The sequence below is a fragment of the Novosphingobium olei genome, from assembly GCF_012927405.1.
Lineage (GTDB): Bacteria > Pseudomonadota > Alphaproteobacteria > Sphingomonadales > Sphingomonadaceae > Novosphingobium > Novosphingobium olei.
Genome location: NZ_JABBGM010000007.1, coordinates 27,758 through 41,415 on the forward strand (window position 1 = coordinate 27,758; position 13,658 = coordinate 41,415).

General features: G+C 66.0%; 17 protein-coding genes. 2 read left to right on the plus strand and 15 right to left on the minus strand.

The window, feature by feature from the left end:
* Position 1: 1 nt before the first annotated feature.
* The 15 genes from trbC to HHL27_RS15185 all read right to left on the minus strand — a co-directional run bounded on the left by trbC (position 2) and on the right by HHL27_RS15185 (position 12,344).
* On the minus strand, positions 2 to 766 hold the full coding sequence (trbC, locus tag HHL27_RS15115) for a type-F conjugative transfer system pilin assembly protein TrbC (RefSeq protein WP_010890974.1): 765 nt from the start codon (positions 764 to 766) through the stop codon (positions 2 to 4).
* An 8-nt stretch (positions 767 to 774) separates the two neighbouring features.
* Positions 775 to 1,797, minus strand: a complete 1,023-nt coding sequence (gene traU / locus HHL27_RS15120; protein ID WP_010890975.1) for a conjugal transfer pilus assembly protein TraU — start codon at positions 1,795 to 1,797, stop codon at positions 775 to 777.
* Positions 1,794 to 2,060: a hypothetical protein gene (locus HHL27_RS15125; RefSeq protein ID WP_010890976.1), complete on the minus strand. Its 267-nt coding sequence runs from the start codon at positions 2,058 to 2,060 to the stop codon at positions 1,794 to 1,796. Before HHL27_RS15125 ends, traU begins: the two co-directional genes overlap by 4 nt.
* Positions 2,057 to 2,752, minus strand: a complete 696-nt coding sequence (gene traW, locus HHL27_RS15130; RefSeq protein WP_010890977.1) for a type-F conjugative transfer system protein TraW — start codon at positions 2,750 to 2,752, stop codon at positions 2,057 to 2,059. The genes HHL27_RS15125 and traW overlap by 4 nt, the downstream gene beginning before the upstream one ends.
* On the minus strand, positions 2,749 to 3,291 hold the full coding sequence (locus tag HHL27_RS15135; protein ID WP_011906604.1) for a S26 family signal peptidase: 543 nt from the start codon (positions 3,289 to 3,291) through the stop codon (positions 2,749 to 2,751). The genes traW and HHL27_RS15135 overlap by 4 nt, the downstream gene beginning before the upstream one ends.
* On the minus strand, positions 3,275 to 3,856 hold the full coding sequence (locus HHL27_RS15140; protein WP_011906603.1) for a type-F conjugative transfer system protein TrbI: 582 nt from the start codon (positions 3,854 to 3,856) through the stop codon (positions 3,275 to 3,277). The genes HHL27_RS15135 and HHL27_RS15140 overlap by 17 nt, the downstream gene beginning before the upstream one ends.
* Positions 3,846 to 4,208, minus strand: coding sequence for a hypothetical protein (locus HHL27_RS15145; protein ID WP_010890979.1), 363 nt, complete (start codon positions 4,206 to 4,208; stop codon positions 3,846 to 3,848). The genes HHL27_RS15140 and HHL27_RS15145 overlap by 11 nt, the downstream gene beginning before the upstream one ends.
* On the minus strand, positions 4,205 to 6,811 hold the full coding sequence (traC, locus tag HHL27_RS15150; protein WP_011906602.1) for a type IV secretion system protein TraC: 2,607 nt from the start codon (positions 6,809 to 6,811) through the stop codon (positions 4,205 to 4,207). The genes HHL27_RS15145 and traC overlap by 4 nt, the downstream gene beginning before the upstream one ends.
* Before the next feature lie 6 nt (positions 6,812 to 6,817).
* Positions 6,818 to 7,969 carry a hypothetical protein gene (locus HHL27_RS15155; RefSeq protein WP_011906601.1) on the minus strand — a complete coding sequence of 384 codons (1,152 nt, stop codon included), beginning with the start codon at positions 7,967 to 7,969 and terminating at the stop codon, positions 6,818 to 6,820.
* Positions 7,966 to 8,862 (minus strand): DsbC family protein, encoded by an 897-nt coding sequence (locus HHL27_RS15160; protein WP_010890982.1) that lies wholly within the window; start codon positions 8,860 to 8,862, stop codon positions 7,966 to 7,968. Before HHL27_RS15160 ends, HHL27_RS15155 begins: the two co-directional genes overlap by 4 nt.
* A 10-nt stretch (positions 8,863 to 8,872) precedes the next feature.
* Positions 8,873 to 10,249, minus strand: a complete 1,377-nt coding sequence (locus HHL27_RS15165) for a TraB/VirB10 family protein (protein WP_010890983.1) — start codon at positions 10,247 to 10,249, stop codon at positions 8,873 to 8,875.
* Positions 10,249 to 11,043, minus strand: coding sequence for a type-F conjugative transfer system secretin TraK (locus tag HHL27_RS15170; protein ID WP_010890984.1), 795 nt, complete (start codon positions 11,041 to 11,043; stop codon positions 10,249 to 10,251). The genes HHL27_RS15165 and HHL27_RS15170 overlap by 1 nt, the downstream gene beginning before the upstream one ends.
* Positions 11,043 to 11,666 (minus strand): type IV conjugative transfer system protein TraE, encoded by a 624-nt coding sequence (locus HHL27_RS15175; protein WP_010890985.1) that lies wholly within the window; start codon positions 11,664 to 11,666, stop codon positions 11,043 to 11,045. The genes HHL27_RS15170 and HHL27_RS15175 overlap by 1 nt, the downstream gene beginning before the upstream one ends.
* 13 nt (positions 11,667 to 11,679) lie before the next feature.
* Positions 11,680 to 11,964, minus strand: a complete 285-nt coding sequence (traL, locus tag HHL27_RS15180; protein WP_010890986.1) for a type IV conjugative transfer system protein TraL — start codon at positions 11,962 to 11,964, stop codon at positions 11,680 to 11,682.
* A gap of 65 nt (positions 11,965 to 12,029) precedes the next feature.
* Positions 12,030 to 12,344 (minus strand): hypothetical protein, encoded by a 315-nt coding sequence (locus HHL27_RS15185; RefSeq protein ID WP_010890987.1) that lies wholly within the window; start codon positions 12,342 to 12,344, stop codon positions 12,030 to 12,032.
* A gap of 164 nt (positions 12,345 to 12,508) precedes the next feature.
* Between HHL27_RS15185 and HHL27_RS15190 the strand changes: the two genes are divergently transcribed.
* Together HHL27_RS15190 and HHL27_RS15195 are read left to right on the plus strand one after the other, a co-directional pair.
* Positions 12,509 to 13,042 (plus strand): hypothetical protein, encoded by a 534-nt coding sequence (locus HHL27_RS15190; RefSeq protein WP_010890989.1) that lies wholly within the window; start codon positions 12,509 to 12,511, stop codon positions 13,040 to 13,042.
* A 104-nt stretch (positions 13,043 to 13,146) separates the two neighbouring features.
* Positions 13,147 to 13,653: a hypothetical protein gene (locus tag HHL27_RS15195; RefSeq protein ID WP_232730282.1), complete on the plus strand. Its 507-nt coding sequence runs from the start codon at positions 13,147 to 13,149 to the stop codon at positions 13,651 to 13,653.
* The last annotated feature ends 5 nt before the right edge of the window (positions 13,654 to 13,658 follow it).

Here is a 13,658-nt window from a genome sequence, read left to right on the forward strand (position 1 = left end):
CTCAATGACCCTTGTTGAGCTGGGCGAGCGCGATGCGCGCGACGCCGGCGCCGGGCCCGCGGCCACCTGCAAAACTCTCGAGCGCGAACTCGACTGTGACATTGCCGGTGAGCCGGTCGTGGTCGGGAGTGGCGCTGGTGCAGTCGAGCCCGTCGCAGAGCTCGTACTCGCGGCCCGCGGCGACGAAGGTCGGCGCAGCCTCGACCTTGAAGGCGCGGAACAGGCGCGGGTCGATCGCGAGATGGGCTTCTTGGCCCTCGTCGGTCACAACGCGCTTGAGGCCCTCGGCAAAGGCTTTTGTGCTGCCTCCGGGAAAGCCGCGGAACACCACCACGCCGCCGGCCTTGGTCGTGTCGGCGATCAGCCGGGTGAGCGAGGCCCCAGGCATCGACAAGCTGGCAAAGACCATGAACATCGGCCCCTCGCCCATCGGCGCGCGGGTATTGGCCGCGGCGCCGGCGAGCAGTTCGTCGAAGTCGACCGCGCCATCCGGGCCCTTGGGAAGGCTCGCGGGATCGATCGAAGCGACGGAAGCGAGGCCTTGTTCGCGCAAGGTCTCGGCCTCGGCGCGGTGCGCCTCGCCCTTGCCGGCAACCGCATCGACCAAGGTCTGGGCATCGGCTGTCGCCTCGGTTGCCCGGTCCTTGATGGCCTTGAGGTCGATGCCGTCTAGCGTTTGCGCGAGCGCTGCCGAGACAGCCGTAAGCGCGAGGAAGCCAGCGATTCCTGCGAGGTGGGGTTTAAGCAAGGTGCGCGCGAAGGTCATGGGCGTCCTCACAGCATGCAGCAGTTGCGCTTGCGCCAGACGAGGTAGCCAAAGTCCTCACCCTTGACGGGGTAGCCCTTGCCGGTCTGGGGAATGATGGTGGTCGCGCCGATCGGCGCGCAGGCGTAGCGGCCCTTCACTGTCGAGATCGGGTTGGTCATCTGCAGCCGGTATTGCTGCTTCCTCATCACCGGCATCAGGTACTTGTGGCACAGCGCCTTCGAACCCATCGTCCCCCAGGCGAGCGCCTCGCGGTGCATCTTGTAGAGCATGCGTTCGGCGACGAGCCGCGAGGCCTGGATCGGGGTGACATGCGCGGCGACGTGGCCGTTCAGCGGGTACATCCCGCCGTTGCAGCCCGCGCACCAGAACATCTGGTCGATCGGCAGCTTGGCGGTCGCCGCGACACAGTCGGCCGCACACGCCGCGGTCGCGATCGGGTTCGAGAACAGCGCGACTTCCGGATTGATGATCGAGGTGAGCGCGGAATCCTGCCAGAGCGGGTCAATCTCGGTGACATAGGCAACATCGAAGGTGGTCTGCTCGAAGCAAAGGAAGTCGGTCAGGATCTCCATCCAGTAGAGCAGCGGGTAGACGTAGTAGTGCGACTGCCACTGCGAGCTGTTCTGCGCCTTGCCGCCGATCTGGCTGCGGCCCTGGACATGGCCATTGCCGATGGCGAAGCCGGGGTTGAGGCGGATTCCGCCAAGGTTGGGAAAGCACCAGGCCTTGTTGGTGACGTCGACAAGCCGCACCGGCTCCCAAAAGCCCACCGAGATACCAATGCGCGGGATCGGCGAACCGCAGGCGCACAAGGGAAACGAGGGATTCTTGGGGTCGGGGCGCGAGCCCTTCCAGATCGAGAGCCCGCCGATCGACAGTGGGAACAGGCACGACCAGCACACGTCGGTGATCGGGTTGATGAACTTGCCGTGGCAGGTGGCGGTATCGGCGCGCGCGGGCGCCGATACCGCAAAGGCGAGCGCCAGCGCCGCGAGCAAGGCGGCGAATTTCCGGCCGAGCCGCGTCATGGCCGAGCTCCTTGGGCGAAGGCCTCATCCGCCCGCAGTTTGGCGCGGAAGTAGGCGACGCCGTGGACCGGCGCGGCGAGGGCGAGGGTCAGCGCAGGACCTGCACCCCAGAGCCCGAACAGCGCTTTGAGGAGCGGGAGCAGCAAGACGGCGAGCGCCAGCGCCCAGCACAGGGCCATCCACCAGCGCCGCATGTGACGAAGGCGCGCCGTTTCGGGAGCGGCCATCGGTGTCTTGAGGAAGTCGATGAGCGAGTGGGTCATGACACCTTGCCTCCGCCAGAGAGAACGGGTGCGCGTGCGGGCGCGGCTGCCGCGGGCGGTAGCGGCACTTCGCTGATCTTGAGATTTGCGCCCGCTGCCGAGACCACGGCGGGGGTGTGGCGGATGCCGAACTTGGCGGTGAGCGTGCCGCCCTGGTCGAAGTAGAAGCGCCGCTGCCAAGGCTTCATCGCATCGAACGGCGAGCCCGAGACAAAGATGATCTTGGCCCGCGCATCGCTCCAGGTTTTCACCGCCCAGGCCAGCTCGGCCGCATTGTCACCATCGACGAAGACCAGCGCCTGGCTCAATTGCACCATGTCGAGCGGATTGACCCGGGTGCCGCGCGCGGCGATCAGGTTGCCCTTGGCATCGACGATGTCGTCTTCCGTGACGATCGAGGGATCGAACAGCCATTCGCGCTTGACGCTTGCGGGGGTCATGCCATCGACCGGCTTGGGACGGCGCACGCTGGCGACCGCTTGTTCCTGCATCTGGCGCTGCATGCGCTCGATCCCGCCATTGGCCTCGAGCGTCCTCAGCCGCGTCTCGATCGTGGTGAGAAGATCGGTCTCGATGATCGGAAAGGTCTGACCCATCTGCCCATAGTCGGCAGCACGCAGGCCCGAGATGCCCGGCCAACCGACCAGCAGGGCAAGGCCGCTTGCGGCGATCAGGGCGGCGAAGGGCCTCACAGCAACGAGTCCCCGGTGCCGATGATCGTCCCGGAACAGACGAACCCGATATCGGCATAGCGGCTGTCGAGCCCGTCCTTGTGCGCGGTGCCGAGATAGTAGCAGTGTTCGGGGATCCGCCCGGTCGGACCAGGCTCGAGCTTTTCACCGCGCGAGCTCGCCGGCTTGAGGCGCGCAACCTCGGCGCCATTGATCCGCACGACGGCGCCCTCGCGGCTGACCACGTCGCCCGGCATGCCATAGACCCGCTTGGCAAAGGGCGGGGCCACCTTGCCGAAATGCGCGGTGATGAGCGGGGTCTGCGGCGCCTTGAAGACCACGAAGTCGCCGCGCTCAGGCACGCGGTGCTTGTCAATCCAGAACGCCCAGTTGGGGAGCGACTGGGTGGTGTTGATCAGGATCGCATGTTCATCGCGCCAGCTCGCGAGCAAGGAACTCGCCGCGAGGCACGCCGCAAGCGCGCCAATCGCCAGCCAGCGCTTGGCATGACTGCCGCTCGCCGCCGGGGGCTCAGGGTGTGTTTCATTTTGCGGGGGCATTGCCCTGACCCCCGAGAACTCCAGCCTGCGGCGCCGGTCCCGGCCCCGAACCCGACATAGCGGCACGCATCGCGCCCATGACATCGGTGCTGCTCGCCGCCGCCTGCTGCGGCATCCGCACGCGGGCATAGACCTCGCGGCGCACGTCGGCAGTGATGTCGGGGACATTGCCGGCGACGACCGCTTCGCCGACCAGCACGATCTGGCCTGCCGCGCCGCGCCGTTCGAGATTACGCTGGATCTCGCTCATGAACGCGCGGGTCTCGGTGGTGACCTGCTCGGGCGGGGTCGCCGAGCGCGCCTGCGCCTGGACATATTCGCCGACGATCCCAGAAAGCTGGACCTTGGCGATCGCCGGTGTCTTAGGCCCGCCGAGCACGCTCTTGGTCACCCATGCGCCCCACAGGCCCGCCGCAACAAGGGCGGCCACGAGCGCGACCGGGGCCGCACCGAGGCGCGCACGCTGCGGCGGGCTCGCGGGCGCCGCTGCCACATCGGCCTCGAACAGCGGACCGGGCGCTGCGTTCTCGCCGCCTGTTGCGGCGACACGGGGCTTACCTGCCATGATCTCTCTCCTTGCAAGTGGGGTTTGCCGCCGGGCTCAGATCGCCAAGCGAATGGCGGCGGAAGAAGGCGAGCGCGGCGAACAGCACGGCGCTCGCCAGCCAGAAGAACAGGCGGAATCTGTCCTGCCGTGCGGCATCGGCCGCGACGTAGCGCGAGGCGAAATTGTCGAGCTGGAGCACGGTCCCGGAAAAGCTGAAGTTCCCGAGCGCGGCGAAGAACAGCAGCCAGAGGGCAGCAACACAGCCGAGCGTGACTGCGAGCCAGCCTGTCAAGCGCAGCGCGACGTAGCAGCCGTCCGCCAGGCGGGATGGAGCGCGCGATGGCGCGGTTGGGGCCAAGGTGGGCGTCATTCGGCCGCCTCCGCAAGCTCGCCCTCGGCAAAGTCGGGCGCGCCGGGCTCGGGCGGCACGAAATCGGGGAAGGCCACCCGCTCGATCGCATCGGGGAGCGCCAGGCCGCCGCGCACCTTGTCCTCGATCTCGGAAAAGACCCGGGGGCTCGAGGAATAGAGCGTCGCCGAATAGGGATCGAGCACAAGGCGCCCTACAGCAAGCGTCTCGGGGCCTTTGATCAGGACGTCGGAATACTCGGTCCCGTTGCGCTTCAGCGAGCGGAGCAGGCTTTCCGTGTAATGGTCCATCTCGAAGCGCTGGTGCTTGGCGAGATCGTTGATCGTCTCTTCCTTCTGCTGGAGGACGATCGACCAGTCCGAGTTTTCGAGTGCGGCGAGCGAACCTTCCGACTTGTAGAAGTCGTTGAGCGACTGGGTCGCTGTGATCAGCGAGCCGCCATATTTGCGGCAGGTGCGGGCATAGGTCTCGATCGCCTGGCCCATCTGCCCGCCGCCAAGGAGTTGCCAGGCTTCGTCGATCATCGTCAGCTTGGGCACCGAGCGGTCGAGATCGCGCATCACCCGAAGTGTCAGGAACATGAGCGCGGTCAGCGCGACCGAGCGCAGTTCGGGCTTCGAGGAGAGGTCGGAGAGCTCGAACACGGTGAGCCCGGCCGAGAGGTCGATCGAGCAGGCGCCTTCGAAAAAGCGGCCATAGGTGCCGCCTTTTAGGAACGGCGACATCGCATCGGCAAGATCGCCGGCATAGGGCGAAGGCAGCGCGCGCAGCGCCGCGGCAACATCGTCAATCGTCCCATGGCGCTGTTTCTCGCGCCAGACCGTGCTCACCGCGGAATCGATCAGCCCGCGCTCGGTGTCGGACAAGCGGTCCTGCTGGCGCGCCATCTGGCCGACGATCGATTTGAGCATCGCGAGGCATTCGACCTCATAGTCCTCGCCGTCCTCGTCGCTCGCTAGCGCCTCGCCGTCGATCATGTCGAAGGGATTGAGCGAGAAGCCAGAGGATAGCTTGAACTCGACGAAAGCGCCGCCGAAGGCTTTGACCATGTGCTCGAACGAGCGGCCGTCATCGATCACGATGACCTTGGCCCCCGCGCCGGACATCGCGGCACAGACGTCCTGCAGGAATACCGACTTGCCCGAGCCCGACTTGCCGAAAACGGCGACGTTGTGATTGCCCGCCGCGTTCTGGAACGGCGACCAGAAGAACGGCTGCCCGCGCCGGCCGATGAGCAGAACGTGCGGGATGTGCCCGCCGGTGTGCTCGCCCTGGAGCGGCGCGATCGAGGCCGCGGTGGTGGTGAGCATGGTCTTGAAGCGCTTCATGCGCTTCAGGTCAGCCGAGAGCCCATTGGGGAGCGACAGCGGCATCGCTGCGAGCAGCCCCATCACCTGGAGGTAGCGCTCGTCGATGAGGTCCCACCCGCAGGCCTTGTAGACCGACTTCACCATGCGCTCGTTGATGTCGCCCTTGCCCAAGGGCGAGAGCGCGCCGACGCCGTAGTAGACCTGCGCGAGCTTGCGGCCCTGGCGGATCTCGGCCTGAACGTATTGCCATTCGTCGCGCTGCTCGGAGAGCTGGGGCAGGAAGCGCGCCGAGCGGCTGTCGGCAAGGCTGGTGGTGCGCATGACCTTGAGGCCCGCGCGCGAGGCGACCGCTTCCTCGTCCTGGTAGACGAGCCCGAGCACGGTCATGACGTTGCAGCCGAAGCGCAGCTTGTCGTTGATGACGTCGCCGATGATTTTCTGGACGTCCCACGGCGCCCATTGTTTGGGGAGGTTGCGCACCGAGAAGAAGCGCCAGTCGAACTTGTCGGGCACGACCTCGCCGATCACCGGCGCGCCGTCCTGGCGCTCGCCAGTGGGGCGGAAGCGCTCGGTCTGGAGCACGATCCGGTCAGGGGTGACCTGGGTTTCGAGATCGCGCCGCACGCACTGGACGTTGATCGGATCGAGCTCGGAATAGTGTTCGGGCTTGTCGGCGTTATCGACCGCCGGGCAGAGAAAATCGTCGAGGAAGGCGATCAGTTCGACCGGTCCCATGTCGCGGGCCGGGATCGAGAGCGACTGCAGCGTCCCGTGAAGACTGTCGCGCACCGAGGCGAGCGTGTCGGCCCCGATCGGGCCACTGAGCCGGGCACCGACCGAGAGGATCACCCGGGTGTTGCGCAGGTAAAACGGTGCGTCGCGCGAGATCGACATCCAGGCGGCGCGGCGCAGCCAGCGCGCCCGGTGCATCGCCGCGCGGCCATAGACCCCCTTGGCGACCACGCGCGGCATCACCCAATCAGCGATGCGTTCGCCAACCGAGGGACTCTGCCAGTGGATCAGCTGGATCTCGCAGCCCGAGGGCACGGCGTCCGACAGAAACTGGGTCAGCAGCTCGCCGCTGCGCTCGTCTGCGCCCATCATCGGGGCCAGCTCGAGAATGAACCCGAGCGAGTCCGTGTTGATGAACAGGCCGTGCTTCTTGTCGTAGCTTCGATAGGGCAGCCAGTTCGACAGCATCGGCGCGCCGAGCACCGGGCGCTCCGCCTCCGGATGCGCGCTTTCGCCGAACAGCATATCGAGGAACCGGTCCCAGAACCCGTGCGAGGCCATCGTCGCTTACTCCTCGACCTTGGCCGGAAAGGCGGCGGGGCCATTGGCGGGCTTGGTCGCCGCCGGAGCGGCGCTGACCGCCGAGGCGGAAGCCGGAGCTGGGGTCGGCACCGCACTACTGGGCGCCGCACGTACCGCTGCTGCCGGGACGTGCGCTTTCGCAGTGGGCGCGAGACGCGCCTGCACCTGAGCCTGAATCGCCTCGATCGCATTGCCCGACTGGAGCGCGGCACCCTTGGCGCGCGCCGCCGCAACGGCCTCGGGGCGCGGCGGCCCGGAAGGCGCGGCATCTATTGCTTTGGGAGTGGGTGACCCAGCGTCCTGGGCGATCGGGGCGACGGGTACCGGTGCCGGCACGAATGCCGCGCTCGCGAGGCTAACTGCCCTGCCCTCGACCTGCTCGCCGATATTGGGCTCGCCCGAGGACAGCTCCATCCAGGCGCCGTTGTCGACCACTGCGTGGATGATCCGCGGTTCGTGGAGATTGCCACCACCATCGACGAAAGAGGGGAACACCACCTTGAGCACGCGGCGCTCGCGGTGGACCATGCCGCCGCCGGCCGAGGTGATGCGGCCCGAACCCGACGGCGTGTACGACGCAGTAACCGGCTTGGCGGCGGCGGGCTGGCGGATGTACGGCCCTGCCGGGGTCATCGGCCGGGCATTCTGGATCACCGACAGCGCCTGGTCGTCGATCACCGTCGAAGGCGCGCAGGTCCCGCCTGGTGCGCTGCAGGCAAAGCTGCCCTTGATGTTGCCGCCGAACAGCGAGGTGCAGGCGGCGAGCTGGGTAGCCGCGAGTCCGATGGCCGCGATGCTTGCAGCCCGGGTGACGGGGTTTGGCGATCGCCGCGCCGCAAGATCCCCAAGCCGGATCGCGAGCCGCCAGATGGCGAGGCCCGATTGGCGCGACAGCGGAGCCTCACCAAGCGCGACATGGCCCGCCGAGCGCGCCCACGCGCGCTTGCCCAGCAATGCCTGTTCGCGAGGCGTGAGCAGCACGCCTCGCGGAACCGCAGTGGCAAGGACGAGATCCTGCCACAGCTGGATTGCTTCGGCGCGGCTGAGCTCCACCCGCGGCAGCGAGACTCGCCCACAAGAGCGCCGCGCGACTGCGCGCGTGAGGCTCGCAAGATGCTTGGAGCTGAGCGCGGTCACGACTTGGCGCCCTTCAGCCACTGCTCGAGCACTTCGCGCGGGCGGAAGCCTTCGATCACCGCGCCGTCCGAGCGGACGATGACCGGGGTTCCGGCAAGGCCCTGCTGGCGCGCGAAGGCCTCGTTGGCATCGAGCGGCGAGGTGTCGCAGGCGCGCGTGTCTGTTATCGGCGCCCCGGCATAGGCGGCTTTGACCGCCTTGCGGCGATCGCGCGCGCAGAACACCTGGTTGGCAAGATCGCGGCTGCCGAGCACCGAGATCGGCCGCTCGATCACCCGCACGTTCATGTTTTCGAGGACGCCCGAGAGCGCCCGGCAGTAGCCGCAGCGAAAATCGCTGAACACGGTCACGGTCGGCCCCGAGTTTGCTCCCCAGACAATGCCGCCCGCCTCGGGCAGTGCGGCGAGCGACATCATCCGGGGGGCACCGCTCGCCGCCGGCGTGCTGACGCCGCGGCGTGGGGTCTCGACTTCCTGGGCTTCCTGCTTGCTCCCCGCAGCGCCGCCGACGAGGAGATCGGGGTTGACCTCGAGCAGCCGGACCGCAGTCAGGTCCTGGCGGGTCTGCATGTCGTAGACCCGCCCGATCAGGAGATATCGCGCGGTCTTGTCGACGTAGAACAGCTGCGAGCCTGCGGTCACTTCGCAGACCCCATCGACCACCTGGCAATTGACGCGGGAGACCTGGGTGCGCGGCAGGCGCTGCTTCAGGAGCGCGGTCACCGCCTGGTCCGCCTCGCTTGGGGCATGTTGGGCAGTTGCGGCATCACCGGTGCCGGCGTTCGCCCAGACCAGCGAGCCGCCACTACCGAGCGCGATCGCGGCGAGCGGCATCAGGACCTGGCCAAGGCGGGGCCGCGCCAGATGGAATGACTTCAAGGACTTCAGCTTCATTGCACCCTCCTCACCCGTTGATGAACACGCCTTCGAGAAACACGATTTCGACATCGATCCCGGTCGGCATCTCGATCACGGGCTGGTACTGTTCGGCCCGCTCGATCAGGTACTTGCTGACCATGTCGCCCGAGGTGGCGATGCCTTCGCCGAGCCCGCCCTCGAGGATGTCGCCGGTGCCGAGCTTCTGGCGCTGCCCATTGACGTTGACGTTTGTTCCGGTGAGCGTCGAATTGGTGTTGGCGGCAAAGCCGCGGCCAAAGCCGCCGGCGAGACCGGCAAGGAAGGCCTGGCCGATCAGCGAACCTTCCCGGCTGACCACCCTCCCCCTGACCCCGGTCTTGCCGCCGAAGGCGATGAAGCCCTTGACGTCCGAGACCGCGTAACGGCCATTGGGCTGCGGGCAGGTCATGCGCTGCAGCTTGACGTAGACCTTCTCGCTCGAGAGGTCGCCGCGCGCCGCGCCGTTGACCAGGCATCCGGCGATATTGGTCGTGAGCAGCCGCCCGTTGTCGTAGACCGAGCGCGCAGGGCCGGTGATGCGCAGCACGACCGGCAGGGGATCGGTCTGACTCTGGACGCCGGCGGCCGCATCGACCCCGACTATGACCTTGGCGACCGCGATCGAGTTCGGCGGCAGGTAATTGGCGCTGTCGGTGAAGACAGTGTTGCCCTTGGGGACCGGGCTTCCGGTTCCGCTTGCGCCCTCGTTGAACGAGACCAGGCTGACCTCGCTCCCGCGCCCTGCCGGGAGTCCCGCCGCGGCCATTGCGGCTTGCCCGGCAGGCGTGCTGGGCGCGGTCTGGTAGCTCGGTGGGCTGGTCCGCCCGTAAAGCGCGTTGGGTCCGACCGGTGTCGCGCCGGCACCCATGACCGGCGACTGGCGCGCGGCTGCGAGCGCTGCCTTCAACTGCTCATTCTCGTTCTGGTAGGCGGAAAGCACCCGCTCGGTGTCGGGAGATATCCCGCCGCCTGACGTGCTCTGCGCTGCCTGACCCTGGGCCAGCTGCGCTTCCAACTGGTCGGCCCGCTGCGCACGGGCAGCGAGCGCGCGCATGTTGGTGTCCATCGACATCATCTGCGCCTCGGACTGGGCACGCCACTCCTTCTCGGCCATGTTCTTGTTGACCATCTCGTCGACCGAGACGTCGGCGACCTGCCGCTTGACGCTGGCGTCGCTGCTCTTGTGATCGCCGGCGAAGATCCACGAGGAGCCGATGACAAGCGCGGCAAGACCGCCAGCGCCGAGCAGCAGCATCTGCTTCTTCCTGACCGCCTCATTGGCCACGATTGCATCGCCGAGCGGCGAGGCGTCACCACTTCCAGGGTGGGTTGCGGGACCGTCGAGCGCCTTGGGGCCTTTGCGGAACGGGTTCTTCCAGTCCATCACTGGCCTCCATTCGATTGGATGAGGTAGACAGCGGCCGCCTGGCCGGGCGCGAGCTCGCTCACCGGGGTCATGAAGGCGACGCTGCCGCGCGCGGCGAGCAGGTTCTCATCGAGAGTGAGCGGCTTTGCGCCGGTGTTGCGGACCTTGAGGATCAGTCCCTTGAGGTCAGCGCCGCGGTATTCGCCGACCTGCTGGACCTCGAGCTTGCCGACCGCGACCGGCTCGAGCACGCTTTGCCTGATCTCGAAGCCTTCGATGGTCTCGCTGCGATACATGGCTTGCGCGAGGCGCACGGCGGCATCCTCGGGCGAAGAGCGCACTTCCCAATCGCGCGCGGCCTCGGTCTTGATCGCCGTGTTGGTGACGAAGACCTGCTCGGCGTCGTTGCCGCGGACCTGGCAGAGGAACTTGTAGACGTAGCCCTTTCGGGTCGTGCCGAAGAACGAGAGGTTGGGCTTGGTGAAGCCATCGGGCACCGAAATGTAGATGTCCCCGCGCACGGGCTCGTTGACGATCTTGAAGTCCTCGGCCGGGTTGCCGGTGCTGATCTTCGAGACCGAGGCGAACTGGTCTCCCGCAAGGCTGATCCGGGTGAGGTCCTTCGCCGAGGCGACACAGGCGACCGTACCATTGTCAGCAGCGGGAATGCTCTGGTCGGCCATGGCGGGTGCGGCAAGGCACAGCGCACCGAAGCAGATGAGCGCGGCGCCAACCGGGCGGCCATTGATTGCATAGGGCCGTCCGGCGAGCACGCTGCCCACCCCGATCGCGCCCCAACCCAGTTCGGCCATCACGCCTCTCCCCCGTCGCTATTGTCTGATTGCGCGCTGCCCGCGCCCTTGGCGTCGATGACCTTGCCCGACGGATCCTTGGTCACGCGCCCGAACCCGGCGAGCTTGAGGCTGACGCCCGAGTAGCTCCACACGTAGCGGAAGGTCCGGGCTTCGGAGGTCACCTCCTTGGAGCCGACCACCGTGTGCAGCACGCCGTTGACCTCGCTGGTCAGTGCCTCGGGATCGACAGAGAGGTTCTCGATCGTGAAGAACTGCGAGACATTCGAGCCGTTCTGCTCGTTGAAGATCTTCATCAGTTCGGCCTTCATCCGGCCGTGGGTTCTGGGATCGGTGATCGCCAGGATCGAATCCATCCAGTACTGCAGGTTGGACGGCGAGCGGTTGAGTGTCAGCAGCGCGGCATCGCGCGTGACGAGCTCAAGGTAATCCTTGTCGATGTGGCTCGAGGACAGCGTCAGCGGCTTCGCCAGCACCGGCTGCAGCACCACTTCGCGGTCGCGGTGCGCGGCGGTGAACGTCAACACCACGCTCAGGGCAAACAGCCCGGTCGCGGTGATCGCGAGGAGGTTGCGCTGCTTTAAGAGCCGCTGCGCCTGGCCGTGAGAAATCGAGAGGTCCATGTCGGTGCCGTCCTCAGCCCGCCATCAGGCGAAGATGGGAGGGCGGCGTCGCTCTCAGCCCCATAAAGGCACCCGGCAGGTACCAGTAGGCCGAATGAATGATCCACGAGACGGCTCGTCCCGCCTTCAACTTGCGCAATCCCCACCAGGCCAGCACGCTTGAACATAGACCGATGAAAATATGTTGAGACAGGATGCCCCAGGCGAAGGGAACGATCATCGCGAGAAACTCATCGAGTGTCCAAAACCCGATCAGCTCCGGATCATCGAGATGCGCGGGAACCGTGTAGCGATTCATGAACGACACCACCCTCTTGTCCGCCCACGCAAAGCCCTGCGGCCATGCGCGGACGACTGGTTGGATCAGATCGTCGCGGTGACCGCGGCGGTGACGATGGGCACGCCCGTGCCGGCTCCGACGCCGACCCCCACGGGAATGGCGACCTGGCCGAGGCTGAACCGGCCCGAGGCGAGACCGACGATGCCGCCGGCGAGGCTCAGCACGGTGATGATCTTGCCGCCCGAACCTTCAAGGAAGCCGGTGAAGCTGGTGAGCGCGGTGTTGAACGTGGTGTCGGCGCCCGCCATCGCCACTTCGCTGCCGAAGAGGCCAGCGACCGCGACCACTGCGGCCCCCTGGAGGAGGCTTGCCCCCTTCCCTTTCATCGTGAGTTTCATGTTGCCATGTCCTTTCCAAACGCCGTGATTGTCACGGCCTTCAGAATGAACAGAGGGGCGCTGCCTGGAGCAATTAAAGGTCCGTTACGGCCCGGAAACGAATCGGATGATTTCCTCAAGGCGGACTTGGAGGCACCTTATGTTTCCGAATTTGGGAATGGGAATTGCCGGATCGGGAACTGAAGTTTCCGTTTTCCGCAATCCGGTTTGCTGCATCGGGAATTGTGATTGCCGAACAAGGAATTGGCCTTCCCGAATCACTTCCACCGGCCCGGATTCGCCAAATTTACAATTTGGAGCCATTGTGCCTGCCGACACATGCACCGGAATATCCACCCATGGCCGCAGGAACGCGCAACGTCCGCATCTTCGTAAGCGAGCAGTGCTTCGACCTGCTGGTCGATGCGATGGCGGCCTATTCCAAGGAATCCCGCCGGTTTCAGACGATGCGGATGACTGTCCAAGCCGCCTGCTTGCGCCTCAAATCCCACGGGATATCGAAGCAGGAACTCGAAGATTTCCTCGCGGATTACGCGATCGGCGGGGACATCCGGATCTTTCTCGAGGTCGGCCCGGAGTGGTCCGGAGATTACGATGCGGTCCGCGCCAAGGTGAAGGAAATCAGCGAAAAGCCGGGATTGGACAAGATCCTCGTGCCGTTCGCGGTATACCTCGCGGTAAAATACAATCTGCTCTAGGTATTTTCCACGCGGCAAGTTGCGCGCTTCTTAAGACTCTTGACAGGTTATGCCATCCCATAGACCTTTTGCCTTGGGAGGGATGGATAATGCCTCACAGGAACTTGACGCCCGAGACGGTCTTCAAGCCGAGCAGTCCACCGGGCAGTGAACCCGTCTTCGCTTTTGCCAGTCCTGGACCGCGCGAGGGCGAGCAGGAACAGTACAAGCAACTCATAAACGACGAGCTGGTACGACAAGGCATTCTGCCGGCTCACCTTGCTGACCGGATGCAGATTTCGCGGCCGAAGCTGCACAAGATCCTCAAGCAAACCAACCCGCTCTCCGACGACTTGCGAGATCGCATCTTCAGCGAGCTTGGGATGGATCATGTTCGCGCGAAATTCTGCGTGGCACTGCTTCACGATCCGCGGGCCTACATCGAGCAATCGGTCTTTCTGGCGACCGAGAGCCTCAAGAGCTTCTATCTCGAGGTCCTGACCTGTCGGCGCGGCTCGATCGAGGTCGATCTGCGCCCGGCCGTGATCCACGAAGCGGCGCGGCGAGCCTACGATCTGCTGCTCTCGCATCAGGAGCGGGTCATGCAGAACAACCAGACGCTACAGGCTTGATCGGC

What these genes read in the sequence shown, in the direction of transcription:
- traU (WP_010890975.1), bottom strand. Translation starts at nt 1,797, where the DNA reads ATGACGCGGCTCGGCCGGAAATTCGCCGCCTTGCTCGCGGCGCTGGCG.
- HHL27_RS15140 (WP_011906603.1), bottom strand. Translation starts at nt 3,856, where the DNA reads ATGGCAGGTAAGCCCCGTGTCGCCGCAACAGGCGGCGAGAACGCAGCG.
- traL (WP_010890986.1), bottom strand. Translation starts at nt 11,964, where the DNA reads ATGAATCGCTACACGGTTCCCGCGCATCTCGATGATCCGGAGCTGATC.
- HHL27_RS15175 (WP_010890985.1), bottom strand. Translation starts at nt 11,666, where the DNA reads ATGGACCTCTCGATTTCTCACGGCCAGGCGCAGCGGCTCTTAAAGCAG.
- trbC (WP_010890974.1), bottom strand. Translation starts at nt 766, where the DNA reads ATGACCTTCGCGCGCACCTTGCTTAAACCCCACCTCGCAGGAATCGCT.
- HHL27_RS15135 (WP_011906604.1), bottom strand. Translation starts at nt 3,291, where the DNA reads ATGCCCCCGCAAAATGAAACACACCCTGAGCCCCCGGCGGCGAGCGGC.
- HHL27_RS15170 (WP_010890984.1), bottom strand. Translation starts at nt 11,043, where the DNA reads ATGGCCGAACTGGGTTGGGGCGCGATCGGGGTGGGCAGCGTGCTCGCC.
- HHL27_RS15125 (WP_010890976.1), bottom strand. Translation starts at nt 2,060, where the DNA reads ATGACCCACTCGCTCATCGACTTCCTCAAGACACCGATGGCCGCTCCC.
- HHL27_RS15160 (WP_010890982.1), bottom strand. Translation starts at nt 8,862, where the DNA reads ATGAAGCTGAAGTCCTTGAAGTCATTCCATCTGGCGCGGCCCCGCCTT.
- HHL27_RS15145 (WP_010890979.1), bottom strand. Translation starts at nt 4,208, where the DNA reads ATGACGCCCACCTTGGCCCCAACCGCGCCATCGCGCGCTCCATCCCGC.
- traC (WP_011906602.1), bottom strand. Translation starts at nt 6,811, where the DNA reads ATGGCCTCGCACGGGTTCTGGGACCGGTTCCTCGATATGCTGTTCGGC.
- HHL27_RS15185 (WP_010890987.1), bottom strand. Translation starts at nt 12,344, where the DNA reads ATGAAACTCACGATGAAAGGGAAGGGGGCAAGCCTCCTCCAGGGGGCC.
- HHL27_RS15165 (WP_010890983.1), bottom strand. Translation starts at nt 10,249, where the DNA reads ATGGACTGGAAGAACCCGTTCCGCAAAGGCCCCAAGGCGCTCGACGGT.